Annotated in this window: 26 protein-coding genes and 1 pseudogene; 9 read left to right on the forward strand and 18 right to left on the reverse strand. The window is 71.6% G+C overall.

Features of this window, described 5'->3' with window-relative positions; all coding sequences use genetic code 11:
* Positions 1-131: 131 nt before the first annotated feature.
* Positions 132-539 (forward strand): hypothetical protein, encoded by a 408-nt coding sequence (locus tag J7E94_RS15650; protein ID WP_215015952.1) that lies wholly within the window; start codon positions 132-134, stop codon positions 537-539.
* A 51-nt stretch (positions 540-590) separates the two neighbouring features.
* Here the strand turns inward: J7E94_RS15650 and J7E94_RS15655 are convergent, their stop codons facing one another.
* The 6 genes from J7E94_RS15655 to J7E94_RS15680 form a co-directional block, all read right to left on the reverse strand.
* Positions 591-749 carry a hypothetical protein gene (locus J7E94_RS15655; RefSeq protein ID WP_215016078.1) on the reverse strand — a complete coding sequence of 53 codons (159 nt, stop codon included), beginning with the start codon at positions 747-749 and terminating at the stop codon, positions 591-593.
* Between the two features lie 54 nt (positions 750-803).
* Positions 804-1157, reverse strand: coding sequence for a hypothetical protein (locus J7E94_RS15660; protein ID WP_215015953.1), 354 nt, complete (start codon positions 1155-1157; stop codon positions 804-806).
* A gap of 92 nt (positions 1158-1249) precedes the next feature.
* Positions 1250-1879, reverse strand: coding sequence for a class F sortase (locus J7E94_RS15665; protein ID WP_215015954.1), 630 nt, complete (start codon positions 1877-1879; stop codon positions 1250-1252).
* A gap of 261 nt (positions 1880-2140) precedes the next feature.
* Positions 2141-2386, reverse strand: coding sequence for a hypothetical protein (locus J7E94_RS15670; protein WP_215015955.1), 246 nt, complete (start codon positions 2384-2386; stop codon positions 2141-2143).
* Positions 2387-2407: 21 nt separating this feature from the next.
* Positions 2408-3166, reverse strand: coding sequence for a CbtA family protein (locus J7E94_RS15675; protein WP_215015956.1), 759 nt, complete (start codon positions 3164-3166; stop codon positions 2408-2410).
* Between the two features lie 31 nt (positions 3167-3197).
* Positions 3198-3410: a CbtB-domain containing protein gene (locus tag J7E94_RS15680; RefSeq protein WP_215015957.1), complete on the reverse strand. Its 213-nt coding sequence runs from the start codon at positions 3408-3410 to the stop codon at positions 3198-3200.
* Positions 3411-3601: 191 nt separating this feature from the next.
* Between J7E94_RS15680 and J7E94_RS15685 the strand changes: the two genes are divergently transcribed.
* On the forward strand, positions 3602-4105 hold the full coding sequence (locus tag J7E94_RS15685; protein WP_215015958.1) for a histidine phosphatase family protein: 504 nt from the start codon (positions 3602-3604) through the stop codon (positions 4103-4105).
* Positions 4106-4122: 17 nt separating this feature from the next.
* Here J7E94_RS15685 and pucL read toward each other — a convergent pair whose 3' ends face one another.
* Complete coding sequence (gene pucL, locus J7E94_RS15690; RefSeq protein WP_215015961.1) at positions 4123-5040, reverse strand: factor-independent urate hydroxylase; 918 nt, start codon at positions 5038-5040, stop codon at positions 4123-4125.
* 230 nt (positions 5041-5270) lie between these two features.
* Positions 5271-6620 carry an aspartate aminotransferase family protein gene (locus J7E94_RS15695; RefSeq protein ID WP_215015962.1) on the reverse strand — a complete coding sequence of 450 codons (1350 nt, stop codon included), beginning with the start codon at positions 6618-6620 and terminating at the stop codon, positions 5271-5273.
* Between the two features lie 207 nt (positions 6621-6827).
* Between J7E94_RS15695 and J7E94_RS15700 the strand changes: the two genes are divergently transcribed.
* On the forward strand, positions 6828-7262 hold the full coding sequence (locus J7E94_RS15700; RefSeq protein WP_308345100.1) for an ATP-binding protein: 435 nt from the start codon (positions 6828-6830) through the stop codon (positions 7260-7262).
* A gap of 124 nt (positions 7263-7386) precedes the next feature.
* Here the strand turns inward: J7E94_RS15700 and J7E94_RS15705 are convergent.
* A pseudogene (locus J7E94_RS15705) lies at positions 7387-8259 on the reverse strand (SigB/SigF/SigG family RNA polymerase sigma factor); the annotation flags it as partial.
* A gap of 237 nt (positions 8260-8496) precedes the next feature.
* On the opposite strand from J7E94_RS15705, the gene J7E94_RS15710 reads away from it, so the two are divergent.
* The gene (locus J7E94_RS15710; RefSeq protein ID WP_215016065.1) at positions 8497-9426 is read left to right on the forward strand and encodes an ATP-binding cassette domain-containing protein; all 930 of its coding nucleotides are present in this window, start codon (positions 8497-8499) and stop codon (positions 9424-9426) included.
* Positions 9423-10235 carry an ABC transporter permease gene (locus tag J7E94_RS15715; protein ID WP_215015966.1) on the forward strand — a complete coding sequence of 271 codons (813 nt, stop codon included), beginning with the start codon at positions 9423-9425 and terminating at the stop codon, positions 10233-10235. The genes J7E94_RS15710 and J7E94_RS15715 overlap by 4 nt, the downstream gene beginning before the upstream one ends.
* Here J7E94_RS15715 and J7E94_RS35410 read toward each other — a convergent pair.
* From J7E94_RS35410 to J7E94_RS15745, 6 genes are all read right to left on the reverse strand, one after another.
* Entirely contained in the window at positions 10219-13491 is a 3273-nt protein-coding gene (locus J7E94_RS35410; RefSeq protein ID WP_215015968.1) for a BTAD domain-containing putative transcriptional regulator, read from the reverse strand. The genes J7E94_RS15715 and J7E94_RS35410 overlap by 17 nt on opposite strands.
* Before the next feature lie 45 nt (positions 13492-13536).
* The gene (locus J7E94_RS15725) at positions 13537-13896 is read right to left on the reverse strand and encodes a hypothetical protein (RefSeq protein ID WP_215015970.1); all 360 of its coding nucleotides are present in this window, start codon (positions 13894-13896) and stop codon (positions 13537-13539) included.
* A gap of 23 nt (positions 13897-13919) precedes the next feature.
* A complete protein-coding gene (locus J7E94_RS15730; protein ID WP_215015971.1) occupies positions 13920-14228 on the reverse strand; it encodes an SCO5918 family protein in 309 nt (102 codons plus the stop codon).
* Between the two features lie 75 nt (positions 14229-14303).
* Entirely contained in the window at positions 14304-15776 is a 1473-nt protein-coding gene (locus tag J7E94_RS15735; protein WP_215015974.1) for a DEAD/DEAH box helicase, read from the reverse strand.
* Positions 15777-16043: 267 nt separating this feature from the next.
* Complete coding sequence (locus tag J7E94_RS15740) at positions 16044-16247, reverse strand: cold-shock protein (protein ID WP_030011983.1); 204 nt, start codon at positions 16245-16247, stop codon at positions 16044-16046.
* A 281-nt stretch (positions 16248-16528) separates the two neighbouring features.
* Positions 16529-16792, reverse strand: a complete 264-nt coding sequence (locus tag J7E94_RS15745) for a MerR family transcriptional regulator (RefSeq protein WP_251056737.1) — start codon at positions 16790-16792, stop codon at positions 16529-16531.
* A 318-nt stretch (positions 16793-17110) separates the two neighbouring features.
* Between J7E94_RS15745 and J7E94_RS15750 the strand changes: the two genes are divergently transcribed.
* Entirely contained in the window at positions 17111-17290 is a 180-nt protein-coding gene (locus J7E94_RS15750; RefSeq protein ID WP_215015976.1) for a hypothetical protein, read from the forward strand.
* Positions 17291-17296: 6 nt separating this feature from the next.
* Here the strand turns inward: J7E94_RS15750 and J7E94_RS15755 are convergent, their stop codons facing one another.
* The 3 genes from J7E94_RS15755 to J7E94_RS15765 all read right to left on the reverse strand — a co-directional run bounded on the left by J7E94_RS15755 (position 17297) and on the right by J7E94_RS15765 (position 19806).
* Positions 17297-17890, reverse strand: a complete 594-nt coding sequence (locus tag J7E94_RS15755; protein WP_215015978.1) for a dihydrofolate reductase family protein — start codon at positions 17888-17890, stop codon at positions 17297-17299.
* A 174-nt stretch (positions 17891-18064) separates the two neighbouring features.
* Positions 18065-18484, reverse strand: a complete 420-nt coding sequence (locus tag J7E94_RS15760; protein WP_215015980.1) for a MazG nucleotide pyrophosphohydrolase domain-containing protein — start codon at positions 18482-18484, stop codon at positions 18065-18067.
* Entirely contained in the window at positions 18481-19806 is a 1326-nt protein-coding gene (locus J7E94_RS15765; protein ID WP_374224447.1) for a beta-ketoacyl synthase, read from the reverse strand. The genes J7E94_RS15760 and J7E94_RS15765 overlap by 4 nt, the downstream gene beginning before the upstream one ends.
* 296 nt (positions 19807-20102) lie before the next feature.
* On the opposite strand from J7E94_RS15765, the gene J7E94_RS15770 reads away from it, so the two are divergent.
* From J7E94_RS15770 to J7E94_RS35700, 3 genes are all read left to right on the forward strand, one after another.
* Positions 20103-20909 carry a helix-turn-helix domain-containing protein gene (locus tag J7E94_RS15770; protein ID WP_215015983.1) on the forward strand — a complete coding sequence of 269 codons (807 nt, stop codon included), beginning with the start codon at positions 20103-20105 and terminating at the stop codon, positions 20907-20909.
* A 267-nt stretch (positions 20910-21176) separates the two neighbouring features.
* On the forward strand, positions 21177-22178 hold the full coding sequence (locus J7E94_RS15775) for a diiron oxygenase (protein WP_215015984.1): 1002 nt from the start codon (positions 21177-21179) through the stop codon (positions 22176-22178).
* A complete protein-coding gene (locus tag J7E94_RS35700) occupies positions 22175-23122 on the forward strand; it encodes an iron-sulfur cluster-binding domain-containing protein (RefSeq protein WP_215015986.1) in 948 nt (315 codons plus the stop codon). Before J7E94_RS15775 ends, J7E94_RS35700 begins: the two co-directional genes overlap by 4 nt.
* The last annotated feature ends 7 nt before the right edge of the window (positions 23123-23129 follow it).

The following is a 23129-nucleotide window of genomic DNA, read 5'->3' on the forward strand; positions in this document are numbered from 1 at the left end:
ACCTTTCCGGCCACAGCACCAGCGCTGCCCGGCATGCCCTTCGGCATCGACGCGGCCGCCGTGCGCGGGTGATCCACTTGCCGCCCGGGGGCGGCGGGTGTGCCCTGGAGGATGGGAGAGAGGAGCCCGTCATGGCACATGCGGCACCCACCGCCTCGCGGCGGCAGCACCGGCAGATGGCGGACATGACCCACCTGGGCAAGAGCGCGTACACCAGGCCCCTGCTCATGGGACTCGTCTACGGGGTCTGGGCCGCCTTCATCAAGCGCCAGATGGGCCCCGTCGACGCCGGCAACGTCTTCTACGGGATCCTTTGCGGCGCGGTCTTCGCCGCCTGCATGTTCGCCCTGGCCCGCATCGGCCCGCGGCTGAAGCGGGAGATGCACGCCACGGCGTACGGAGTCTTCGCGGGCATCGCCGTGGGCTACCTGCACAGCCTCACCAACTCGTCCGTGCTCCGCGCGACCGTGATCGGCTTCTTCGTGGCCCTCGGCGTCGGCGGGGTGGCGTTCTACCGCTACTACACGCGCGAGGACTGAGCCGGTCGGCCCGGCCGCACGTGCGGCCGGGCCGACGCTGTACCTCCGCGGCTATGCGGCCGAGTCCGCGGGATCGGGGCTGGTGACCTGCTGCGGTTCGCTCTCGGGCTCGGCGGCCCCGGCCGGATCGGACTGGCGGACCGGCGGGGTGAAGCGGGCGGCCTCGGCGCGGAGCATGGCGTTCAGGGCGGCGTACGGGTCGATGGGCATGACGGAACCTCACGGTGACGAAGGGGGTGTGGGGATCTGCGCTGCTCGGCCTTCTCAGCAGCGCAGGACCACACTCCGCACCGACCGCACGGACAGCGCCGGTTCGGCCCCCTCCGACGGGCGCGCGCACCCCACCGGGTCCGCCTGTTTCACGTGAAACACCGGAAGCGGTGTCCGCCGTACGCCGGGCACCCCGCGCAGGACCGTCCGCAGAGCGGCCCGTACTTCGGAGTCGGCGGGGCCCGGGTCGGACTGGCCCTCGGTCGGCTCGGCCGGCGCGGTGGAGGAGGGCCGGGACTCGGCGGCCATCGCGGCCGCCGGACCGGCACCGAACACGCACAGCAGCACGACACAGGCCACCGTCAGGGCCCTGGTCAGTGCCGTCCGCGCGCGCTGCCTCCCGCTCATGCGAGGGGTGTGCCCCGCCACGCCGGACGACTCCCGGACCGCTCACCAGAAGCCCCCGACCGGGGGACGAAGACACCCCCCACGGCTGACGGTCAGCGGCCGCGCCGCTGCCCCGTCAGCCGGGCGAGCACGGCGGTCTCACCGCCGACCAGCCGCAGTTGGGCCCGCCCCGCCCGGTCCTCGCGGCCGGTGGCCTCGCCGGGTGAGATCCGTACGACGGTGAACACGGCGGTACGGCTGTCCGCGCGGGGGATCTCGATGGTCCGGCCCCGCTGGAGCCCGGCCAGGCGCAACCCCGAGCCGCTGATCACGGCGGTCCCCTCCGCACCCGGCGCGGGGCTGGCCTCGTCCCAGGAGGCCTCCCCGTGGCCGTCGGCCGCCAGCGGTACGTCGATGCCCAGGCCCGGGATGCGCAAGCGCAACGGCGCCGCGGGCCGCAGCGGATGCGTGACCCCCCGCAGCGGACCGGCCGCCGTTCTCGGCGAGCGGGCGCCCTGGCCGGGGCGGTGCTCGCCGGACTCCTCCAGCTGCCGCACGAGACGGCGGTGGTCGGACAGCCCCAGTGCCCGCGAGGGCAGCGCGTCGTCCGCGGCCGGGGCCACGGGCTTGGCCCCCTCGGTGCGGAGCAGCGCACCGATGCCGACGGCCAGCAGAACCACCGTCAGTACGGCGGCCACCTTCCCCCAGCCACCGCTGGACGGTTCCCCCGAGGCGCGAGGCATGGAATTCCCTTCCGTCCGGCGCGTGCGGCCGGGTCATGTGAGCAGTGGACACCTCCTCTGCCCCTCCGCACTTCGTGAAACACGCAGGACTGACAGGACGTCACTGGCGTGTCGCGCCGCGATCCGGACGTCTTCGCAGCTGGCAGCGGTTCGGCCGCCACGGACCCGGGGCGGAAGGTCCTACGCCCGAACGGGTGAGCCGGAAAGGCGATCCTCGTCCCGGTCAAGGCCTGACAGCAGGAGAGGTCACCCGCGCAGCCGTCACACCGCGATCAGCGTCGCCGCCGTCGCGCCCATCAGGGCGGCGGCGAGGTGGACGGCCGGGTGGCCGTAGTCGCCGAACCAGAGGTGGCGGGCCAGGCCCCCCAGTGCGGCGAAGGCCGCGATCACGCCGATCTGACCGAACAGCGTGATCGCGGTGAAGGGGGCCAGGAGCAGCAGGAACGAGCTCAGCCAGAACGGGGCCGCGCCCGTCCAGCCGCGCCACTCCCGTATTGCCGTCGGCATGTCCCACCGGCCCCCTCTTCATCAACTGGTCGGCTGCACAGCCTCCTTCGGTGCGGCGGTCGGCACAAGGGCGCGTTCGGCTAGATAACCGAAGGCGAGGCCGAAAGTCGCCCACAGCGCGGCCTGGATGGCCAGGGACGCGAGGCGGAACTGCCAGATCAGCGCGGCCGGGAAGTCCTCCGGCACCTCGTTGATGCCGGGCAGCACCGCGTACGAGATCCCGACGGCCAGGACGAAAGCCGCACCGGCGGCGATCGACGCGTTCCAGTTGCCGAGCCTGGGGGCCAGCCGGCGGCCCAGGATCAGCATGCCGGCCGCGAGCAGTGCGCTCAGAGCGATCATCAGGAGGTAGAGGGCGGTCCGCCGGGCGGCCGTCTCCGGGTCTCCGACGGCCGGCGGGTTGGCGGGGTACTTGAGCAACGGCACCAGCGTGACGGTCACGAACAGACCGCCGGTGACCAGGGCCGCCGTGGCCCGCGGGCCGAAGCGGCCGATGCGGCCCAGGGCGAAGCAGAAGACGAGCGCGGCGATTCCGCCGAGCGCGACCCCGTACAGCAGGACGCCGGTGCCCAGGCCGGCCGTGGCCTGGAGGGCCCGGCTGACCGGGGCCTCCTCGCCGTGGTCGTGGCCGGCCGCGAGGTGGCCGGCCTCCTCGATGGCGATCGCCGCGTCCACCTTGGACTCACCGAGGAGGTACGCGACGAGGAAGGCGGCCACGCCGGCCAGCAGGCCGGCGAGCATGCCCCGGACGAGGAAAACGCGTGGGGAGAGAGGGTTCACGGTTCGGTTCCCTTGCGAGACAGACGCGAGATCAGTGGCAGGGGAAGCCGAGGAGGTGGCGGCCGTCGTGCAGCCACTCGTGGACGTTCTCGCCCTGGAAGACCGCGGTGGCACCCTGTTCGATGCCGACGAAGTACAGCAGGACGAGCATGAGGACGGCGACGAAGGCCGCCCAGGGGGCGAGCGCGGAGAGCGAAATCGGTGCGACGGCGGGAGCCGAAGCGGGCACGGCGGAGTGGGCCATGGCAGGAACCTCCAGAGGGAACACGCGTCCCGGTCAGTGGTGCTCGCGACGACGGCGGCGGGTCTGACTTGCCTCCCCCTTCCGGGAGGGTTCACAGTGGCGCGACCGTGCCGGATTCTCACCGATGCTTCCGTCGTACCGTCGTCATGTAGTTATGTCGTCCGAGACCGTACCGCGCTTACGCTCACCTTATGAAGACCCCCTTGGTACGAGTCCGGTTCGTGAGACTCCCGCACGCCGCACAGGCGCGTGCCAGTCGCTTCGGCCACGGGGAGCCCTGCCCGGGATACGAGGGCTTCCGGGGCCTGGACGCGGGGGAGTGGGCCGGCCGGACCCTGGACGAGGTCGCCGGGGCGGATCCGGCCGCCGTGCACGCGTGGTTGACGGATCCCCGCTACGCGCCGCCGGGCGGGGAATCGGTGGAGTCCCTGATCGCCCGCGTCGGGGCGGAACTGGACGGGCTGGCGGCGGCCACCCACCGCGCCGAGGTCGAACAGGCCGTCGTGCGGGCGGCCGTGGTGCACGCGCTGGACCTGCCCGCGGCGGCCTTCTGGCGGCTGGACGTCCGGCCGGAGTCGGTGACCACGCTCACCGGCCGCGCGGGCCGCTGGAACCTCCTCGTGGGGCAGCCGGAGCAGCTCGTGAGCGGGGAGCAGAACGGCCCGGACCCCGCGACGCGGTCCGAGCCGAACTGATCCTCCCCCAGGGGGCGTTACGCGACGATCCAGTCGGAGGTCGCGATCACCGGCTGCACACCGTCACGGTGGATGGTGCCCTCGATCAGGCCGTACATGCGGTCCGCCGCGAAGTAGACCTCGTTGTCGTTCTTGAGGCCGAAGGGCTCCAGGTCGACGAGGAAGTGGTGCTTGTTGGGGAGGTTGAGGCGCACCTCGTTGACCTTGGGGCAGTTGTCGAGCACCCGCTCGGCCATCTGGTTCAGGGTCTGCTGGAGCGAGTACGAGTACGTCTCCGCGAAGGCTTCCAGCATGTTCTTGCGGACCTTCTTGTACGACTGGTCCCAGTCGTACCCGGCGTCGTCGGCGGCCAGCGCCGAGTGCGCCCAGCGCGCGGTGACCTTGGTCGCCAGGATGCGGTCGTACGCCTCCTGGAGGGTCGTGTACTTGTCCTTGATGTAGCCGTGGAACTCGGAGTTCGTCGAGTTCATCACGGTGAGGTCCTTCAGGCCCGAGATGACCTGGAGGCCGGTCGTCTCGCTGTAGGTGATCTGCGCGGTGCGCACCTCCTGGCCCTTGCGGACGAAGGAGTGCTGCTCCTTGCGCGTCGGGACCGGGATCCGGTCCCACACGTACTCCTCGATGCGGATCTGCGCTTCGCGGATCGGCTGCTGCGAGGAGACGAAGTGCTTGGCGAGCAGGATGCCGAAGGCCTCGGGGGAGTCGATGCCGTGCTCCTTGCCGAAGGCGTACACCGTGTTCTTGGTGGTGTCGGTCGGCAGGCAGTTGGCGTTGTCGCCGGTCAGGTGGACGTCGCGGAACTCACCGCGGAGCGCGACCGAGACGTTGAGGTCGCGGATCTCGTGCCAGGAACCGTCGTTGCCCTTGCGGGTGACCTTGACGATGCGGTTCTCGGCCTTGCCGTACTGGTTCTGCGCCAGGACGTGCTTGCTCATGGCTGTCTTCCTTCGGGTACACGGAGTCCGGCTGAATGGATCCCGTACGCCCGGCGTCCAGCGGTCGGCCCGCTCCCCGCCGTTCGGTCACTCACGACCGCCCCGGGACTGACGTGCATCCCGGTCCGTAGGTGCTCTGTCGGATTTCAGCACGTTCACGTGCTGTTCGTAATGGCGCGGAACATCCAAGACAGGCACCCACGGATTGGGCAACCGTACATTTGCCCAGGTCAGACCATGTGCGCATCGGCGACCGAGAGGGCCTCGCCGAGGATGTCCAGCCCCTTGGCGACGTCGTCGGCCGCGATGTTGCAGGGCGGCGCGAGGTGGATGCGGTTCCCGGCGATGAGCGGCCAGAGCCCGCCCTTCTTGCAGGCGGCCCCGAAGGCGCCCATCGGCGCGTTGTCCGCCCCGGAGGCGTTGTACGGGACCAGCGGCTCGCGCGTCGCGGCGTCCCGTACGAGTTCCAGGGCCCAGAAGGTGCCCAGACCCCGCACCTCCCCGACCGAGGGGTGCCGCTCGGCCAGCGCGCGCAGCCCGGGGCCGAGCAGCTCGGCGCCGGTGCGGGCGGACTGCTCGACGATGCCCTCCTCCTCCATGACGTTGATCGTCGCGACGGCGGCCGCGCAGGCCAGCACGTGCCCGGAGTACGTCAGCCCGCCCGGGTAGGGCCGGCGGGCGAAGGTCTCGGCGATGGCGGCGGAGATGGCGACCCCGCCGAGCGGCACGTATCCGCTGGTCACGCCCTTGGCGAAGCAGAGCAGGTCGGGGGTGACGTCCCAGTGCTCGGAGGCGAACCACTTACCGGTGCGCCCGAAGCCGACCATGATCTCGTCGAGGATGAAGACGATGCCGTAGCGGTCGCAGAGGGCGCGCACGCCGGCGAGGTAGCCGTCCGGGTGCACCAGCACGCCCGGGGCCCCGCCGACGGTCTCCAGGATGATCGCGGCGATGGACTGCGGGCCCTCGAAGACGATGGTGTCCTCGAGGTGCCGCAGCGCGCGCTCGCACTCCTCGGCCTCGGTCGTCGCGTAGAAGGGCGAGCGGTAGGCGAAGGGCCCCCAGAAGTGCACGACCCCGGCGGTCGCCGTGTCGTTGCCGAAGCGGCGGGCGTCCCCGGTCAGGTTGATCGCGGTGGAGGTGGCGCCGTGGTACGAGCGGTACGCGGACAGCACCTTGGGCCGGCCGGTGTGCAGCCGGGCCATCCGTACGGCGTTCTCGACGGCCTCGGCGCCGGCGTTGGTGAAGAAGATCTTGTCCAGGTCGCCGGGGGTGCGCTCGGCGATCAGCCGGGCCGCCTCCGAGCGCGCGTCGACGGCGAAGCCGGGCGCGACCGTGCAGAGCTTGGCCGCCTGCTCCTGGATGGCCGCGGTGACCTTGGGGTGCTGGTAGCCGATGTTGGTGTAGACGAGGGCGCTGGAGAAGTCGAGGTAGCGGTTGCCCTCGTAGTCCCAGAAGTACGAGCCCTCGGCCCCGGCCACGGCGAGCGGGTCGATGAGCTCCTGCGCCGACCACGAGTGGAAGACGTGCTTCCGGTCGGCGTCTTTCACGGCGGCGAGGGCGTCGGACTCTGCATTCATGAAACGAGGGTAGTAGTCCGGTATGCGGATCCGGGGGTGCCTTCGGGGCGCATCCCGCATGCCGGACTCAGACGATGTGGCACCCGCCGTCGCGGTCAAGCCGGCTGGATCCGAACTTGTCGCATAGTGGAAGTTGGTTTCCGAGATGTGGAATTACCTGAAGGTTCGGCTGGTCGGTGGCGTCCTAGGATGGGCGTCTTCGGAGGTATGAGGCGGGGAGGCCCTGTGACCGAGCAGACGCGGCGGCTGGTCCTGGGCGGCGCCACGGCCGGGGTCGTGAGCCGGTGCCGGGACTTCACCCGCCTGGCGCTCGCGGACTGGCAGTGGCCGGGCCGGCCCGGGCGGCCGGAGGCCGTGGACGACGTGCTGCTGCTGGTCTCCGAGGTGGTGACCAATGCCTGCCTGCACGCGGGCGGCCCCCGCGAGCTGGTCCTGCGGCACACCCCCGAGCGGCTGCGCGTCGAGGTCAGGGACGACAGTCCTGAGCCCCCGCGCCGACGGGCGCCCGGCGACCGTGCGCTACCGGGAGGACACGGACTGATCCTGCTGGAACGGCTCGCGCGGAGCTGGGGGTCGACGCCTTGCGGGGGCGGTCTGCCGGGTAAGACGGTCTGGCTGGAGGTGCCGGCCGCGCGGCCGTAGGCGCCTGCGGCTCCCCCCGGGCCGCCCTGTCCGTCGTCCCCGTCGCCTGCGGCCCGTGCGTCCCCTGCGTCCCCTGCGTCCCCTGCGTCCCGTGCGTCCCCTGCGCCGCCTCCGGCTCCTCCTCCTCATCGGTGAGCAGCCCGGTGCGCAGCCGCGTCAGGGTCCGGGTCAGCAGCCGGGACACGTGCATCTGGGACAGGCCCAGCCGGTCGCCGATCTCGGTCTGCGTCAGCTCCTGCCCGAACCGCAGCGAGAGCAGCGTGCGCTCCCGCTCGGTGAGCCCGGCCAGCATCGGCTTGAGCGACTCCAGGCACTCGATGCGGTCGTACGCCTCTTCCTCCTCGCCCAGCGAGGGCCGCTCGGCATAGGCGTCGCGCTCGCCGCCGTCCTCCTGCGGCGGCGCGTCCAGGGAGCGCGCGGAGTACGCGCACGACGCCTTCCGCCCCTCCGAGAGCTCCTCGGGGGTGACGTCCAGATGGCAGGAGAGCTCGCTGTCCGTGGGCTCGCGGCCCAGTTCCTGCTCCAGGGCGTCGTGCGCCTTCGCGGTGTCGATCCGCAGCTCCTGGAGCCGCCGCGGGACCTTGACGGCCCAGCTGGTGTCACGGAAGAACCGCTTGATCTCACCCGTGATCGTCGGAATCGCGAACGAGGTGAATTCCACCCCGCGCTCGGGATCGAAGCGGTTGATCGCCTTGATCAGGCCGATGGTGCCGACCTGGACGATGTCCTCCATCGGCTCGCTGCGGCCGCGGAACCGGCGGGCGGCGTACTTCACGAGGCTGAGGTTGAGCTCGACGAGGGTGTTGCGGACGTACGAGTACTCCGCGCAGCCCTCCTCCAGCTCGGCCAGTCGCCGGAACAGGGACACGGACAGGGTCCTGGCCTCGTGCGTGGCGACATCTGTGAGGTCTGTACGGTGCATGGCCTGCGCTCCTCCGACGGTGTGACCCGGGCGGCGGGGGCGCGGACCCGGGGGTGCGTCGTTGCGCTGTCCCAGGGGATATACCCGAACCAAACCCCACGTACCCCATGTATTTGGCGTACCCCAGATACCCCACGCACGCCAATCGGACAGCGGGCCTGACGCCGGTCGGGAGCTGTCAGCGATCTGTCAGCGGTCTCTCCAGGGCATGTCAGCGCCCCCGGCCATGGTGACGTCGTCACAAGGGAGCGACCACGAAACGAGCGACACCATGACCGGAAACCCGATCCACCCCGCGAGGCCGCGGCGCCCATCGAGGCCACCGGCCTCCGCAAGTCCTACGGGGACAAGACCGTCCTCGACGGCATCGACCTGTACGTCCCGGCGGGCACGGTCTTCTCGCTGCTCGGCCCCAACGGCGCCGGGAAGACCACCACCGTGCAGATCCTGTCCACCCTCATCGGAGCGGACGCCGGCCGCGTGCGGATCGCCGGACACGACCTGGCCGCCGCGCCCGACTCCGTACGGTCGGCCATCGGCGTCACCGGCCAGTTCTCGGCGGTGGACAAGCTGCTCACCGCCGAGGAGAACCTCCTCCTGATGGCGGACCTGTGCCACCTGCCCACGGCGGCCGGCCGGCGCCGGGCCGGCGAGCTGCTGGAGGCCTTCGACCTGGCCGACGTGGCCCGCAAGGTGTCCATGACCTTCTCCGGCGGCATGCTGCGCCGCCTCGACCTGGCGATGACCCTGGTGGGCGGCCCGCAGGTCATCTTCCTCGACGAGCCGACCACCGGCCTGGACCCGCGCAGCCGCCGCTCGATGTGGCAGATCATCCGCGAGCTCGTCGCCGACGGCGTCACGATCTTCCTGACCACCCAGTACCTGGAGGAGGCCGACCAGCTCGCCGACCGGATCGCGGTCCTGGACGGCGGCCGGCTGGTCGCCGAGGGCACCGCCCACGAGCTGAAGCGGCTGGTGCCGGGCGGGCACGTCCGCCTCGACTTCACCGACCCGGGCGATTTCGACCGTGCCGCCCGCAGCCTGGGCGAGGTGACCGCCGACGCGGACGCGCTCACCCTGCGGATCCCGAGCGACGGCGGCGTGCGCTCGCTCCGCTCCCTGCTCGACCGGCTCGACGCCCAGGCGATCGAGGTCGGCGGCCTCACCGTGCACACCCCCGACCTCGACGACGTCTTCCTCGCCCTGACCGGCCAGACCAAGAACAAGGAGTCCGCGCGATGAACGCCGCCACCGCCACCGCCACCGCCACCGCCCCGACCACGGCCGCCCCGCACCTCTGGCGCGACTGCGCCACCATGCTGCGCCGCCAGCTGAAGCACGCCCTGCGCTACCCCGGGCTCTCCCTCGGCGCCATGGCCGTACCGGTCATCTTCCTGCTGCTCTTCGTCTACGTCCTCGGCCGCCCCCTCGCCGCGGGCATCGGCACCGGCACCGACTACATCAACTACCTGGCCCCCGGCATCCTGTTGATGGCGGTCACCGCCGCCTCCACCACCACCGCGGTGTCCGTCTGCACCGACCTCACCGAAGGCATCGTCGCCCGCTTCCGCACCATGGCGATCTCCCGCTCCTCGATCCTCGTCGGACACGTGCTGGGCAGTGTGATCCAGACCCTGGTCAACGTCGGGATCGTGATCGGGATCGCGCTGCTGATGGGCTTCCGCCCGGAGGCGGGCCTCACCGGCTGGTCGGCGGCCCTCGGCCTCCTCGTCCTGCTCACCTTCGCGGTGACCTGGCTGTCCGTCGCGCTCGGCACGCTCAGCAAGACCCCCGAGGGCGCCAGCAACATCGTCCTGCCGCTGGCCCTCCTGCCCTTCATCGGCAGCGCCTTCGTCCCGACCGGCTCGATGCCCACCGTGGTGCGCGTCTTCGCCGAGCACCAGCCCTTCACCCCGGTCATCGAAACCCTCCGGGCGCTGCTCGCGGGCACCCCGGTCGGCAGCGACGGGATCGTCGCCGTCGGCTGGTGCCTCGGGCTCGCCGTGGCCGGCTTCCTCTGGGCGAAGAAGCTGTTCAACCGTCCAGCGTGACCCGCCCGAGCTCCCGTACGGCCTCCATGGCCACCCCGGCACCACCACCGGGACCGGTCACACCGGCACCGAACCCGCCACGCGCCGCCTCGGCGAAGTACTCCTCGTACTTCTCACCGAGCGCGGCGCGCGCGGCGTTCTCCACGTGCGCCGCGTCGGGGCGCGAGTGGTCCGGCCCGCCGCGCACCGCCACGGCCGCGCCCAGCAGCCGCGCCGCCTCCGCGGCCCGGTCCCGCTCGGCCGCGTGCGCCGCGATGCCGACCAGCACCTGGGCCACCGTGGGAGCGTGCAGGGAGGCCACCGCCAGTTCCAGCGCCTCGGCCCGGTGGGCCCGGGCCGCCTCCCGCTCGCCCTCCGAGGCGTCCAGGTACCCGAGGGTGTCGCACAGCATCGCGTGGAAGACCGGGTGGACGGAGACCTCCCGGACCAGCTCACGGGCCCGCTGCAGATCCTCCCGGGCCCGCGCCGGCTCGCCCCGCCACCGCAGCAGGTCCGCCCGGCCGTGCGCCACCGTGGCCAGCGCCTCCGGCCAGCCCGCCGCCTCGGCGTCCCGCTCCGCCTGCGCCATGGCCGCCGCACTGGCCGCGGGGTCCCCGGCCAGCCAGTGCAGCTGCGCCTGCCGGACCCGCGCGTGCAGCCGGTCCTCGACGACCCCCATCTCGCCGATCACCGCGACGGCCTCCCCGTAGTGGCCGAGCGCCGCCCCGAAGTCGCCGCGCTGCGCGACGAGATCGGCCAGCACCGTCAGCGCGAAGGAGATCCCCCAGCGCTCCCCGAGCCCGCGGAACCCGGCCAGCGCCTCCTCGATCGCCGCCTCCGCCTCCGCGGGCCGGCCACCCGCCCCGAGCAGGGTCCTGGCTCCGCCCAGCCGGGCCTGCGCCCGTACCCACGGGTCCTCGTCGGTCAGCAGCCCGGCCCAGGCGTCCGGCTGCGGGGACTCGCCGTTGCGGTCGCTGCGCAGCAGCCGCTCCAGCGGCTCCAGGAACCGGACCACCGGATGCCGGGCCCCCGACCGCTCGGCGAGCAGCAAGCCCTCGCGCAGCAGCCCCGCCGTCTGCAGGTCGTCGCCGAGGCCGGACGTCGCGAACAGCACGGCCAGCGCGCAGGCCAGGGCGCGCTCCGCCGCCTCCTGCTGCCCGTCCGGGTCGGGCAGTGCGAGGGCCAGCATCGACAGTTCGGCGCCCTCCGCCTTCCGGCCGCCGAGCCACCAGTACCACCCGGCCGCCGCCACCAGCCGTACGGCCGCCGCCGCGTCACCGGCCGCGATCGCTCCGCGCAGCGCCGCGTTGAGGTTGTCGTGCTCGACGGTGAGCTGTGCGAGCCACTCCAGCTGCTCGGCCCGCCGCAGGTACGGGTCCGCGGTCCGGGCCAGTTCCGTGAAGTACGCGGCGTGCGCCCGGCGCACCGCCTCCCGCTCACCGGCCTCCTCCAGCCGCTCCAGGCCGTACGCCCGGATCGTCTCCAGCATCCGGTAGCGCCCGTCGTCGGCCGTCACCAGCAGGGACTTGTCGGCCAGCGAGGTGATCAGGTCCAGTACGTCGTACTCCTCCACCGGCCCGCCCGCGCACACCCCCTCGGCGGCCTCCAGCGTGGCGCCGCCCGGGAAGGCGGCGAGCCGCCGCAGCAGCGCCCGCTCGGCCTCCGACAAAAGCTCCCAGCTCCAGTCGACGACCGCCCGCAGGGTCTGGTGCTGGCGCGGCGCCGTGCGCGCGCCGCCGGTCAGCAGCCGGAACCGGTCGTCCAGCCGGGCGGCCAGCTGCTCCGCGCTCATCGTGCGCAGCCGGGCCGCCGCCAGTTCGATGGCCAGCGGCATCCCGTCCAGGGCGCGGCAGATCCGGGTCACGGCCGAGGCGGTCTCCCCGGTCACGGCGAATCCGGAACGGGCCGCCGCCGCACGGTCGTTCAGCAGCCGGACGGCCGCGTACGCCATGGCCTGTTCGGGGTCCGCGCTCTGGGGCGGCAGGGCGAGCGGACGCACCGGCCACACGGCCTCGCCGGTGAGGCCCAGGGGCTCCCGGCTGGTCGCCAGGACGCGCAGTCCGGGGCATGCGCCCAGCAGCCGGTCGGCCGTCGCCGCCGCCTCTTCGATCAGGTGCTCGCAGTTGTCCAGCACCAGCAGGGCCGTACGGGTGCGCAGCGCCGTGGTGAGCCGCTCCAGCGGGTCGCCCGCCGCCGCTGCCGGGTGCTCCCGCAGGCCCATGGCGTTCAGTACGGCCTGGGCCACGTCGGCGCCCGCGCCCAGCGGCGCCAGCTCCACGAGCCAGATGCCGTCGGGGAAGCGGCCGAGGAGCGGGCGGGCGCTCTGGACGGAGAGCCGGGTCTTTCCGGCGCCGCCCGGGCCGATGAGCGTGGTGAGCCGGAACCGGCCGGTCAGGTCCGCCACTTGGGCGAGGTCCTCGTCCCGGCCGACGAAACTGGCCAGCGCGGAGCGGAGATTGGTCGGCGGCGGCGCGGCGGGTGTGGCGGGTATGCAATCGGCCTGCGGTGAAGCGGTCGCGGTGGCGGACGGGGCCGCGGCGGGTGCGCGGAGCTCGCCGCGCAGGACGGCGGTGTGCAGCGCGGACAGCTCCGGCGAGGGATCGGCGCCGAGCTCCTCGGCGAGGACCTCGCGCGCCCTGCCGTAGGCGGTGAGGGCCTCGGCGGGCCGCCCGGCGGCGACGAGCGCGCGCATCAGCGCCCCGACGAACCTTTCCCGCAAGGGGTGTTCGGCGACGAGCGAGGTCAGTTCGCCGGTCAGCTCCCGGCCGCGCCCCACCCGCAGATCGGCCTCGATCCGGTCTTCGAGGACCGCCATCCGCAGCTCGGACAGCCGGGCCACGGGCGCCCGGAAGAACTCGGAGGCCGCCACGTCCAGCAGCGCCGGGCCGCGCCACAGCGCCAGGGCCTGGCGCAGTACGCGCGCGGCCTCGCCGGGGTCGGCGGCCAGTGCCCCGCGCCCGGCCGAGGCCAGCCGCTCGAAGCGGACCGCGTCCACGTCGTCCGGTTCGACGGCGAGCCGGTACCCGGCCGGATGCGAGGCGACCTCGACGCCGGGCAGCGCCCGCCGCAGCCGGGACACCAGCGCCTGAAGGGCGTTGGCGGCCCCCATCGGCGGATCGTGTTCCCAGATCCCGTCGATGAGCAGCTCGGAGGGGACCATCCGGCCCGGTTCGAGCGCCAGCAGGATCAGCAGGGCACGCAGCCGTGCCCCGCCGACTCCGACGCCGCGCCCGTCCTCGCCCCGTACCTCAAGGGCCCCCAGCATCGAGATCCGCATGCCGCCATTCTGCGGTGCGGTGCGGTCGCCGGGGGCCGGCCGGGGCTATCGGTCGGAGTAGCTGAAGTCCCCGACGGTCCAGGCGCTGACGTCCTTGATCGCGATCCGGTACATCCCGCCGGTCTCGGGGATGCCCAGGGTGCCCTGGAGGATGCGCGCCACGTGGAAATGCAGGTGCGAGGGGGTCCCGCCGACCGGTCCGGAGGCGCGGAAGACCTCCGCGAACGGGGCCAGCTGGTCGGAGTCCTGGAGGACCTCGGCCACGCGCTGACGCCAGACGCTCTCGGGGGCGAGGCGGCCGGTGATGACAGCGCCGTGGACCACGACCGTCAGGGACATCTGATTGGTTTGCTCCGACTCGACCATGGCAGCGAGATCGATGAGCAGGTCATCAGGGATCGACATGGATGGGGACTCTACCAAGCGCGTCAGGAGCCGGAGGAGCTGCCCAGGAGGGCCGAGGCCGCCTCCAGCGGGCTGAGCACGGGTGCGGGCGCGGGCACCGAGAGGTCGCGGCAGGTGAAGCCGAGGCCGGCCAGCGCCCGGGTGACCTCGCCGGCCGTGAAGTCACGGCGGTCCTGCCGGGTGATGACCTCCCCGACCTGCTTGACGGGGTACGTGCGGCGGCTGATGATCACCGACGCTCCCGTGACGGCTTCGGGCTTGACGCCCTTCATCTTCTCCTCCACCTCGAGCTTCGTGAGGTCGAAGGGGAAGCGGGCGATGACGAAGCGCATGATGCCTCACAGACGGGGGAGGGGTTCGAGAACTGCCAGGGGGAGCAAGGGACTACGGGCTACGGGGCCTCGCGGTCAGGCGGCCATGCCCATGGAGCGGCGCCGCTCCTGCGCGGGACGGCTGCGCCGGCCGCGCGAGGAGGCGGGGCTGCGCCGGGGCCGGTCCGACTTCGGCGCGGTGATGACGACCGGGATGCCGGAGGGGGCCTGCGCGCCGGTGATCCGGCTCAGCTCCTCCTCGCCGGAGCGCACCTGGGTGGTCTGCGGAACGATGCCCGCGGCCGCCATCAGCCGGACCATGTCGCGGCGCTGGCTCGGGGTGACCAGGGTGACGACGCTGCCGGACTCGCCGGCGCGGGCGGTGCGGCCGCCGCGGTGCAGGTAGTCCTTGGGGTCGGTGGGCGGGTCGACGTTCACGACGAGGTCGAGGTTGTCGACGTGGATCCCGCGCGCCGCGACGTTGGTCGCCACGAGCACGGTCACGTGCCCGGCTTTGAACTGCGTCAGGGTCCGCGTGCGCTGCGGCTGCGACTTCCCGCCGTGCAGCGCGGCTGCCCGTACGCCGCTGTTCAGCAGGTGGGTGGTGAGCTGGTCCACGGCGTGCTTGGTGTCCAGGAACATGATCACCCGGCCCTCGCGCGCCGCGATCTCGGTGGTGGCCGCGTGCTTGTCGGTGCCGTGCACGTGCAGCACGTGGTGCTCCATCGTGGTGACGGCGCCGGCCGAGGGGTCGACGGAGTGCACGACGGGGTCGCTCAGGTAGCGGCGGACGAGCCGGTCGACGTTGCGGTCGAGGGTGGCGGAGAAGAGCATCCGCTGGCCTTCGGGGCGCACCTGGTCGAGCAGGGCGGTGACCTGCGGCATGAAGCCCATGTCGGCCATCTGGTCGGCTTCGTCCAGGACGGTGACGGCGACCTGGTTCAGCAGGCAGTCACCGCGGTCGATGAGGTCCTTGAGCCGTCCGGGGGTCGCGACGACGACCTCGGCGCCGCCGCGCAGCGCCCCGGCCTGCCGGCCGATGGGCATCCCGCCCACGACGGTGGCCGTACGGAGCTTCAGGGCGCGGGCGTACGGAGCGAGCGCGTCCGTGACCTGCTGGGCCAGCTCGCGGGTGGGGACGAGGATCAGGGCCAGCGGCTGGCGGGGCTCGGCGCGCTGTCCGGCCGTACGGGCCAGGAGGGCCAGGCCGAAGGCGAGGGTCTTGCCGGAGCCGGTGCGCCCGCGGCCGAGCACGTCGCGGCCCGCGAGGGAGTTCGGAAGGGTCGCGCCCTGGATCGGGAACGGCGTGCTCACGCCCTCGGCGCCGAGCGCGGCCAGCAGCTGCTCGGGCATGTCGAGGTCGGCGAAGGCCTCTACCGGCGGGAGCGCGGGCGTGACGGTCACGGGGAGGGCGAATTCCCCCTGCACGGCGGGGCGCCGGCCGCTGCCGCTGCGGCCGCCGTAGCCGGATCGGCCGACGGCCGAGCCGCCGGACGTGCGGGAGGAGGCGTAGCGGTCGCGGTCATTCGAACGCGTGGCCGTGCGGGGGGTGCGGGTGGTGCGGTTCATGCAGAACCTTCCTCGATGCGGCGCGTATCGAGGAATTCCCGGCAGGGGGATTCGCGAGAACGAGCCGAAGAAAAGACGAGGCAGTGCCGTGCCGGAATGAACGGGCCGGACTGCTCGGGAGAGAGTGCCGCGCTGCGCGCCGGAGAGCCGGGGAGACGGCGGTCATCCGCGGGCCGTCGGGAGCGGCGGGGCGCGGGCAGGTGAAAAACAGCGAGCTGGGGCCCGCACCCCTAGGTGCGGGCCCCAGCTGCGTGTACGCGTCAGCGATTAGGCGGGAACGATGTTCTCGGCCTGCGGGCCCTTCTGGCCCTGCGTGACGTCGAAGGTAACCTTCTGGCCTTCCTGAAGCTCACGGAAGCCAGAGGAGGCGATGTTCGAGTAGTGGGCGAACACGTCAGCGCCGCCACCCTCCTGCTCGATGAAGCCAAAACCCTTTTCCGCGTTGAACCACTTCACGGTGCCAGATGCCATATGAATTCTCCTTTGGGGCAGTGCCCGGATCCGCACTGTGCGAGTCCGGAGTCGCCGCGTTGGTTGCCCCGACCGGAAAAAAGACACCGGCAAATAAAAAGAGCGCCCATCGAATAGTCCGATGAGAGCACTTGTAAGTTTTTGGGAACCACAACTGCAACTCACATCACCGTAGCACAGCAGGAGCGGGTGGGTGGGGGACTTTTCCCCGCCTTCCGTAATTCTGCAGCGGCAGTAACAGATATTCAGTCACGGAAGTCGTATAAACGGTGCCGGCCGCCTCAGGAATTTTCCCGTCTGCGGCGCATCTCCTCGTTCAGCCGGAGGGCTTCTTCGAGCTGGTCCTCCAGGGCGATGATCCGACAGGCGGCCTCCACGGGCGTACCGCCGTCGACGAGCTCCCGGGCCCGTGCGGCGATGCGCAGCTGGTACCGCGAGTAGCGGCGGTGGCCGCCGGCCGAGCGGAGCGGGGTGATGAGGCGGGCCTCTCCGATGGCGCGCAGGAAGGCGGGCGTGATGCCGAGCATTTCCGCGGCCCGGCCCATCGTGTAGGCGGGGTAGTCGTCGTCGTCGAGGCTGTCGGCGAGCGGGGACTTCTCAGATGTCACCCCTGAGACGCTAACCCTCACGGGAGACCATGTCTACTCCGACCAGATCAGATTTCCTTTCGGATCAGCTGGCGCAGTTCTGTTCTGCCTGCAGAAAATATTCGGCCTGACCGGGACCCCGGTGTGACCCGGCTCACGGGAATGTCCGGCTGGTCCGCCTCCTCTTCCTCCCCGAGACGTCACTCAAGGAGGAAGCGATGAGAATCCCGTGGGCGGGCGCGCTTCGACATCGTGCTGCGTCCCGGCTGGTGCCTCATGCAGAGCCGGTTCGTCCTCGGCGGCATGGCGGCCGTACCGGAGGGCGACGGCACCCGCTTCGCCTTCTTCGGCGCCCTGCGCATCCCGGGCGTCCGGCTGATCGACCGGGCCCTGCACCCGCTGGTGGACCCGCTCGGCGCCAAGGCGCTCAAGCGGTTCACCGACCAGCTGGAGTGAGGAGGGTCAGCCGGCGGCCGGGCGGTAGGTGCACACGTGGACGCCCGTGCCGCTGACGACAGTCGAGACCAGTTCGAGCGTGCGCAGCCCACCGTCCTCGGGGAAGATCGTCTTTCCGCCGCCGAGGAGCACCGGCATGATCATCAGTCGGAGCTCGTCGACCAGACCCTCGCTCAGGAGCGTCCGTACGAGCGTGGGGCTGCCCATGACCGCAAGGTCGCCGCCCTCGGTCTCGCGCAGCTCCTTGATCCGGGCGACGGCCTCGTCGCCGGGGAGCAGCGTGGTGTTGTTCCAGGTCAGGTCGGGCTCGGCCAGGGTCTGGGACACCACGTACTTGGGCATGGCGTTCATCTGGTCGGCGAAGGGGTCGCCGGCCCGCTCAGGCCACGCCGCGGCCATCGTCTGCCAGGTGCGGCGCCCGAACAGCAGCGCCTCGGTCGTCGCCATGGCCTCGCCGATGGCGCCGCCCATCACCTCCGGGTCGAAGAACGGGTGCGACCAACCGCCGTGCGCGAAGCCGCCGTCGGTGTCCTCCTCGGGGCCGCCCGGGGCCTGCACGACGCCGTCGAGGCTGATGAACTCACTGATGACGATGCGCATGGGACTCTTTCCCTCGGTTTCTCTCACTCGGTGTGTACGCCATAAGAGACCGGCGTACCGCTCCGAACTCATCGCTCCCGACGGGATCCGTTTGTGTGATCCAGGTCACGTCAGGCGGCCTCCCGCTCGCCGCGGGAGAACCCGGCCTGGGCCCAGCCGTTTTCGGGGGCCCGGTCAGGACTGGTCGCGCAGGACGGCGGCGACCTGCGGTGGGCGGTACGACGGGCCCTTGAGAACCTTGCCGTCCTCCCGGTACGAAGGGCGGCCGTCCGGGCCGAGCTTGGACATGTTGGCGCGGTGGACCTCGGCCAGGACCGCGTCGAGGTCGATGCCGTGCACGGCGGCGGTCCCGTACGCGATGTAGACGACGTCGGCCAGTTCGTGCGCGATGTCCGCCAGGCGGCCGGACTCCGTCGCCTCGGCGAGCTCGGCCACCTCCTCCTCAAGGAGGACCTGGCGGTGCCGGGCCAGTTCCGGCGAGACGTTGGCCGGGGTGGACCCGACGCCGAGGCCGAAGGCCCGGTGGAACGCGCGGACCAGGTCCTGGGAAGTGGGGGCGGGAGCGGGGGCGGGGGTGGGGGCGGTGTCGGTCATGCGGCCTCTTCTTCCTTTGCGCGGTCCGAGCGGTCCGAGCGGTCGGCGCGGTCGGCGCGGTCCGCCCGATCCGACCGGTCGCGGCGCAGGGCGAGGACCGCGTTGTGGCCGCCGAAGCCGAAGGAGTTGCTCAGGACGACGTCGCCGTCGGCCGGCAGGGAGCGCGGCACGTACCTGACCACGTCCAGGGCGCAGGCGTCGTCGGGATCGTCGCATCCGATGGTGGGCGGGATGTGCCCGCGGTCCAGGGTGAGGGCGGCGACCACGGCCGCCACCGCGCCCGCGGCCCCCTGGAGATGGCCCAGGTTGCCCTTCACGGCCGTCACGGGGACCTCCGGGGCCTGCGCGCCGCGCTCGTCCAGGATCCGGCGCAGCGCCGTGGCCTCGGCGAGGTCGCCGTCCACGGTGGCGGTGGCGTGCGCGTTGACGTGGACCACGTCGCCCGGTACGGATCCGGCGTCGGCGAGCGCGCGGCGCAGCGCGAGGACGATTCCGTCGCCCGAGGGGTCGGGTGCGACGAGGTGGTGGGCGTCCGCGGACAGGCCCCAGCCCGCCGCCTCGCAGTAGATGTGCGCGCCCCGCGCCAGGGCGTGTTCCTCCGCCTCCAGGACGAGCAGACCGGCGCCCTCCCCGTGGACGAAGCCGTCGCGGTCCTTGGCGAAGGGGCGGGAGGCCCGCTCGGGTTCGTCGTTGCGGGTCGACAGGGCGCGCATGGCGGCGAAGGAGGCCATCACCGCCGGGGTGACGGCCGCTTCCGTGCCGCCGGCCAAGACCATGTCGAGGTGCCCGTGGCGGATGCGGTCGATGGCCTGCCCGATGGCTTCGGTGCCCGAGGCGCAGGCGCTGACGACGGTGCGCGCCTCGCCGGTGATGCGCAGGTCGAGGGATATCTGGGCGGCCGGCTGGGACGGCACGGTCATCGGGGCGGTGAGCGGGGAAACACCCCGAGGGCCCTTGTCGCGCAGCCGGCGGTCACCGTCGACCAGGACGGGGGCGCCGCCGATGATGGTGCCGATGGACACGCCGACCCTGCTCGGGTCGATGCCGCTCTCGACGGTCCCGGACGCGGCGAAGCCCGCGTCGCGCCATGCCTCGCGGGCGGCGATCACCGCGAACTGGGAGGCGCGGCTCATCCGTCGTGCCTGGGGCCTGGGCAGCAGTTCGGCAGGGTCTTGCGGCACGGTCCCGGCGATGCGTACGGGCTGACCGTCGAACTCGGCACCTTCCAGGGGCCGGACGCCGCTCCGTCCTTCGAGGAGCCCGTGCCACAGGTCCGGAACGCCGGTGCCGAGGGGTGTGATCGCCCCCAAACCGGTAATCACGACCCGCCGCTTTGTTGCCCGGGTCACTTCTACTGGCCGGCCGTGGGGTGGGGTCGGCTGGTGCATAGGGATCTGCTTTCCTGTTCCAGGCTCTCAACCGCCGGGGGGTGGTCGGCAGTTGGTTGCATGAAAGCGGCCTCGCGGCTGTTCGCGCAAGGCCCTGAGACGCGCGTCACGCTGTACACTGCGACTCCTGACCACAAGTCGATATCGCACCATCACGGGGAGAGTCAACGATGGGGACAAGTGGCGTTCATAATCGCCCTTCCGCGCCCGCCGACCCACCCCTTCAGACCATGGAGTTGCCGCAGCTCCTCCGCGTCTGGCGAGTTGACGCAGGTATAAAGCTGCGACGAGAAAAGGCAATTCCGCAGAAGGAAGTCGCCGAACTCATGGGCGTGAGCGAGCGCTGGTATCGAAGTCTGGAATCAGGGGATTCCATATCGCTGTCCAGTGACATATTGGGCCGGCTTTCCGAGGCATTGGTGCTGGGTCCCGACGAGCGGATGGTCCTGTACAGCCGCGCACTCGACGGCGCCGGCGTCGCCCTCGCGGACGACGAGGGGGCGGCCGAGGACCAGCTGGCGCTCCTGCGACTCGTCACGAGCCAGACCCAATTCCCCGCCTATCTCACGGACGGCGGATGGAACATCCTGGGCTACAACACCCTGATGGCCGCCTGGTTTCCCTGGGTGCGCGAACCGGGTGCCAATCTCATGCACTGGGCGCTGACCGAACAAGAGGCGCGCAAACAGATGCTGAACTGGCGGCAGCACGCGGAGATCTATCTGGCGATGCTCCGGTTCGCCCTGGCCACGGGCTCGGACAGTGCATCGCTCGACCGTCTTCTCCAGCGGATCCTGCAGGATCCCGAATGCCGTCAGCTCTGGGCGCAAGGGCCGAAGGTCATCGCCTTCCGCCAGGGGCACCGGTACCGGCTGAGCCTTCCCCACATCTCAACCGAACAGATCACCGTCACCTCTCAGGTGCTCCTCCCCGCCTACCAGCACGGAATGCGCTGCGTCATGCTGCTGCCGCAGCATCCCGCCTTGCCCCCGCGTGTGCGTATCCCCGCACAACAGAACGGCAGTTCAGCGGAATAGCGAACACTCTACACACCCCCGTGCGACCGTAAGCGGCAAAGTTCTGCCGCTTCCCCCCCTCTCCGACCGGCGACCGGCAAACATTTGCCGGTCGCCTTTCATTTGTCCGATTCGGCGCTTTTCCAATGCTGACGAACCGGGCAACTCCGTACAGCGGCAAACTTCTGCCGCTTGACGGGCACTTGTGTCGATGGACATCCTCCAGCCAACGACACCACCACATACAGGTCACACGACGGCCTGAGCAGTCACATGAAGGTTTAAAGCATGGCACTGCAATTCGCGAGAACGGCGAACCGGACCGTTCTCGCCCGCCGGCACCAGAATCGCCTCGACCAGGCTTTTGTAGAAGCCGACTACCGCAGCCGCTTCCGTACTTGGGAACGAGTCGCCACCGTCCGAAACAGCCCGATGCGGGTGCTGGAAGGCGACGGGGAACTCTTCTTCAGCCCGGAGCTCGTCCCCGCGCTCTCGCACCCGATCCTCCAGCAGGCCGAGCCGCGCATCCGTGAGACCGTCCTGGTCCACCGCCTTTACGAATACCTCAAGTTCACCATCGATCTGGAGCAGAGCGCGGTCATCCCGGTCACCGGGCACATCAGCCGCGGCATGTCCGGGCTGGACCTGCCCGAGCACATGCTTCTCGACGCCTTCAAGATCGTGACCGACGAGGCCTGGCACGCGCAGTTCACCTACGAGATCCTGCGCGAGGTCCGCACCCGCACGGGGATCGCCCCGGCCCTCCCGGACACACCGACCTTCACCGACGAGCTCGCGCGGATCCACGAAGAGCTGCCGAGCCAGATCCGCGGCCTGGACGAGCTGCTGTTCGCCATCGTCAGCGAAACTCTCATCTCCTCGATCCTCGACGAGCTGCCGCAGGACAAGCGGCTCCCCGAGGGGGTCCGCGAGATGGTGGCCGACCACGCGGTCGACGAGGCCAAGCACCACTCCTACTTCTCGACGCTGCTCCGGTTCCTGTGGCCCGCGATGACGAAGAAGGAACGGGAGCTGGCCGGCCCGTACATCCCGCGGCTGATCTTCGCGTTCCTGGAGCCGGACTACGCGAGCGCCGCCCTCGGACTGCGGGCGTCCGGCCTGGCCGGCCACGAGGTGGAACAGATCATGAGCGACTGCTACACCCGCGACACGGTGGTGGACGACGTGCGCCGCGGCGCCGGACCCACCCTCCAGTACTTCGTCGAGGCCGGGGCGCTGGAGCACACCGCCACGCTCGAGGCGTTCCAGGAATCGGGGCTGATCGCGTGAGGACCGAGACCGTGCGGGCCGCGACCGTCCAGGCCGCGCGCGCCCTGACCCCGACCGTCACCCAGTACTGGCTCACCGGTGCACCCGGCGGCGCGCCGCTGCCGGCCGCCGTGCCCGGCCAGCACCTCACCCTGCGCGTGGGCCCGCGCTACAAGACCTACACGGTCCTGGCGTCCGGCGAGGAGGGCTACGAGCTGGCAGTCCGCAACCGCGACAGGGGCGGCCGGCGCGACCACCTCTCGCCCCGCCTGCACGTCGGAGCACCCGTCAGGGTCTCCGCTCCGGGCGGGCACTTCACCGCCGAGGACGCCACCCCGTTCACCCACTTCGCGGCCGGCGGCGTGGGCATCAACCCGGTCCTCGCGGTCCTGTCCGGTGGCCGGCTGCGCGACTGGCGGCTCTTCTACGTCGACCGGGGCGCGGAGGAGTTCCCGTTCCTCGAGCGCGTCCAGGAGCTGGCCCGGGAGCAGAACGGCAGCGTCGTCACCTTCGACACCGCAGGCCAGGGCCGCCCCGACTGGGACGCGGTGGTCGCCGGCATCCCCGTCGGCAGCACCGTAGGCGTCTGCGGACCGGCCGGGATGGTCGCGGCGGTGCGGGACGCCGTGGAGCGCGCCCCGGGCTCACGGCAGCTGATCACCGACGGCTCGGCGGCGGGCACCGCCGGCGGCATGCCGCCCTCCGTCGAAGTGGAATGCGTCAAGACCGGCATCACCTTCGAGGCCGCCCAGCACCAGCCGCTGCTCGACGCGCTGAACCGCAACGGCGTGGGCGTCCCGTCCTCCTGCCGGCAGGGCATCTGCGGGACCTGCGAGGTGGAGGTCCGCACCGGCCGGATCGACCACCGCGACGAGGTGCTCACCGACGAGGAGAAGGCCGCATCCAGCTACATGCTCCCCTGCGTGAGCAAGTCCATCGGCACGCGGCTCGTGCTCAACGTCTGACGTCGGC

The sequence above is a fragment of the Streptomyces sp. ISL-94 genome (genome assembly GCF_018614075.1).
Lineage (GTDB): Bacteria > Actinomycetota > Actinomycetes > Streptomycetales > Streptomycetaceae > Streptomyces.

Bases quoted from the DNA above. Each gene is read 5' to 3' on its own strand.
- J7E94_RS15715 (WP_215015966.1), top strand. From the start codon at position 9,423: ATGAACGCCGCCACCGCCACCGCCACCGCCACCGCCCCGACCACGGCC.
- J7E94_RS15680 (WP_215015957.1), bottom strand. From the start codon at position 3,410: ATGGCCCACTCCGCCGTGCCCGCTTCGGCTCCCGCCGTCGCACCGATT.
- J7E94_RS15745 (WP_251056737.1), bottom strand. From the start codon at position 16,792: ATGGGCCGGGCCGCGGAAATGCTCGGCATCACGCCCGCCTTCCTGCGC.
- J7E94_RS15660 (WP_215015953.1), bottom strand. From the start codon at position 1,157: ATGAGCGGGAGGCAGCGCGCGCGGACGGCACTGACCAGGGCCCTGACG.
- J7E94_RS15685 (WP_215015958.1), top strand. From the start codon at position 3,602: ATGAAGACCCCCTTGGTACGAGTCCGGTTCGTGAGACTCCCGCACGCC.
- J7E94_RS15665 (WP_215015954.1), bottom strand. From the start codon at position 1,879: ATGCCTCGCGCCTCGGGGGAACCGTCCAGCGGTGGCTGGGGGAAGGTG.
- pucL (WP_215015961.1), bottom strand. From the start codon at position 5,040: ATGAGCAAGCACGTCCTGGCGCAGAACCAGTACGGCAAGGCCGAGAAC.
- J7E94_RS15725 (WP_215015970.1), bottom strand. From the start codon at position 13,896: ATGTCGATCCCTGATGACCTGCTCATCGATCTCGCTGCCATGGTCGAG.
- J7E94_RS35410 (WP_215015968.1), bottom strand. From the start codon at position 13,491: ATGCGGATCTCGATGCTGGGGGCCCTTGAGGTACGGGGCGAGGACGGG.
- J7E94_RS15730 (WP_215015971.1), bottom strand. From the start codon at position 14,228: ATGCGCTTCGTCATCGCCCGCTTCCCCTTCGACCTCACGAAGCTCGAG.
- J7E94_RS15775 (WP_215015984.1), top strand. From the start codon at position 21,177: ATGGCACTGCAATTCGCGAGAACGGCGAACCGGACCGTTCTCGCCCGC.
- J7E94_RS15760 (WP_215015980.1), bottom strand. From the start codon at position 18,484: ATGACCGACACCGCCCCCACCCCCGCCCCCGCTCCCGCCCCCACTTCC.
- J7E94_RS15740 (WP_030011983.1), bottom strand. From the start codon at position 16,247: ATGGCATCTGGCACCGTGAAGTGGTTCAACGCGGAAAAGGGTTTTGGC.
- J7E94_RS15770 (WP_215015983.1), top strand. From the start codon at position 20,103: ATGGAGTTGCCGCAGCTCCTCCGCGTCTGGCGAGTTGACGCAGGTATA.
- J7E94_RS15650 (WP_215015952.1), top strand. From the start codon at position 132: ATGGCACATGCGGCACCCACCGCCTCGCGGCGGCAGCACCGGCAGATG.
- J7E94_RS15735 (WP_215015974.1), bottom strand. From the start codon at position 15,776: ATGAACCGCACCACCCGCACCCCCCGCACGGCCACGCGTTCGAATGAC.
- J7E94_RS15695 (WP_215015962.1), bottom strand. From the start codon at position 6,620: ATGAATGCAGAGTCCGACGCCCTCGCCGCCGTGAAAGACGCCGACCGG.
- J7E94_RS15750 (WP_215015976.1), top strand. From the start codon at position 17,111: ATGCAGAGCCGGTTCGTCCTCGGCGGCATGGCGGCCGTACCGGAGGGC.
- J7E94_RS15670 (WP_215015955.1), bottom strand. From the start codon at position 2,386: ATGCCGACGGCAATACGGGAGTGGCGCGGCTGGACGGGCGCGGCCCCG.
- J7E94_RS15655 (WP_215016078.1), bottom strand. From the start codon at position 749: ATGCCCATCGACCCGTACGCCGCCCTGAACGCCATGCTCCGCGCCGAG.
- J7E94_RS15755 (WP_215015978.1), bottom strand. From the start codon at position 17,890: ATGCGCATCGTCATCAGTGAGTTCATCAGCCTCGACGGCGTCGTGCAG.
- J7E94_RS15700 (WP_308345100.1), top strand. From the start codon at position 6,828: ATGAGGCGGGGAGGCCCTGTGACCGAGCAGACGCGGCGGCTGGTCCTG.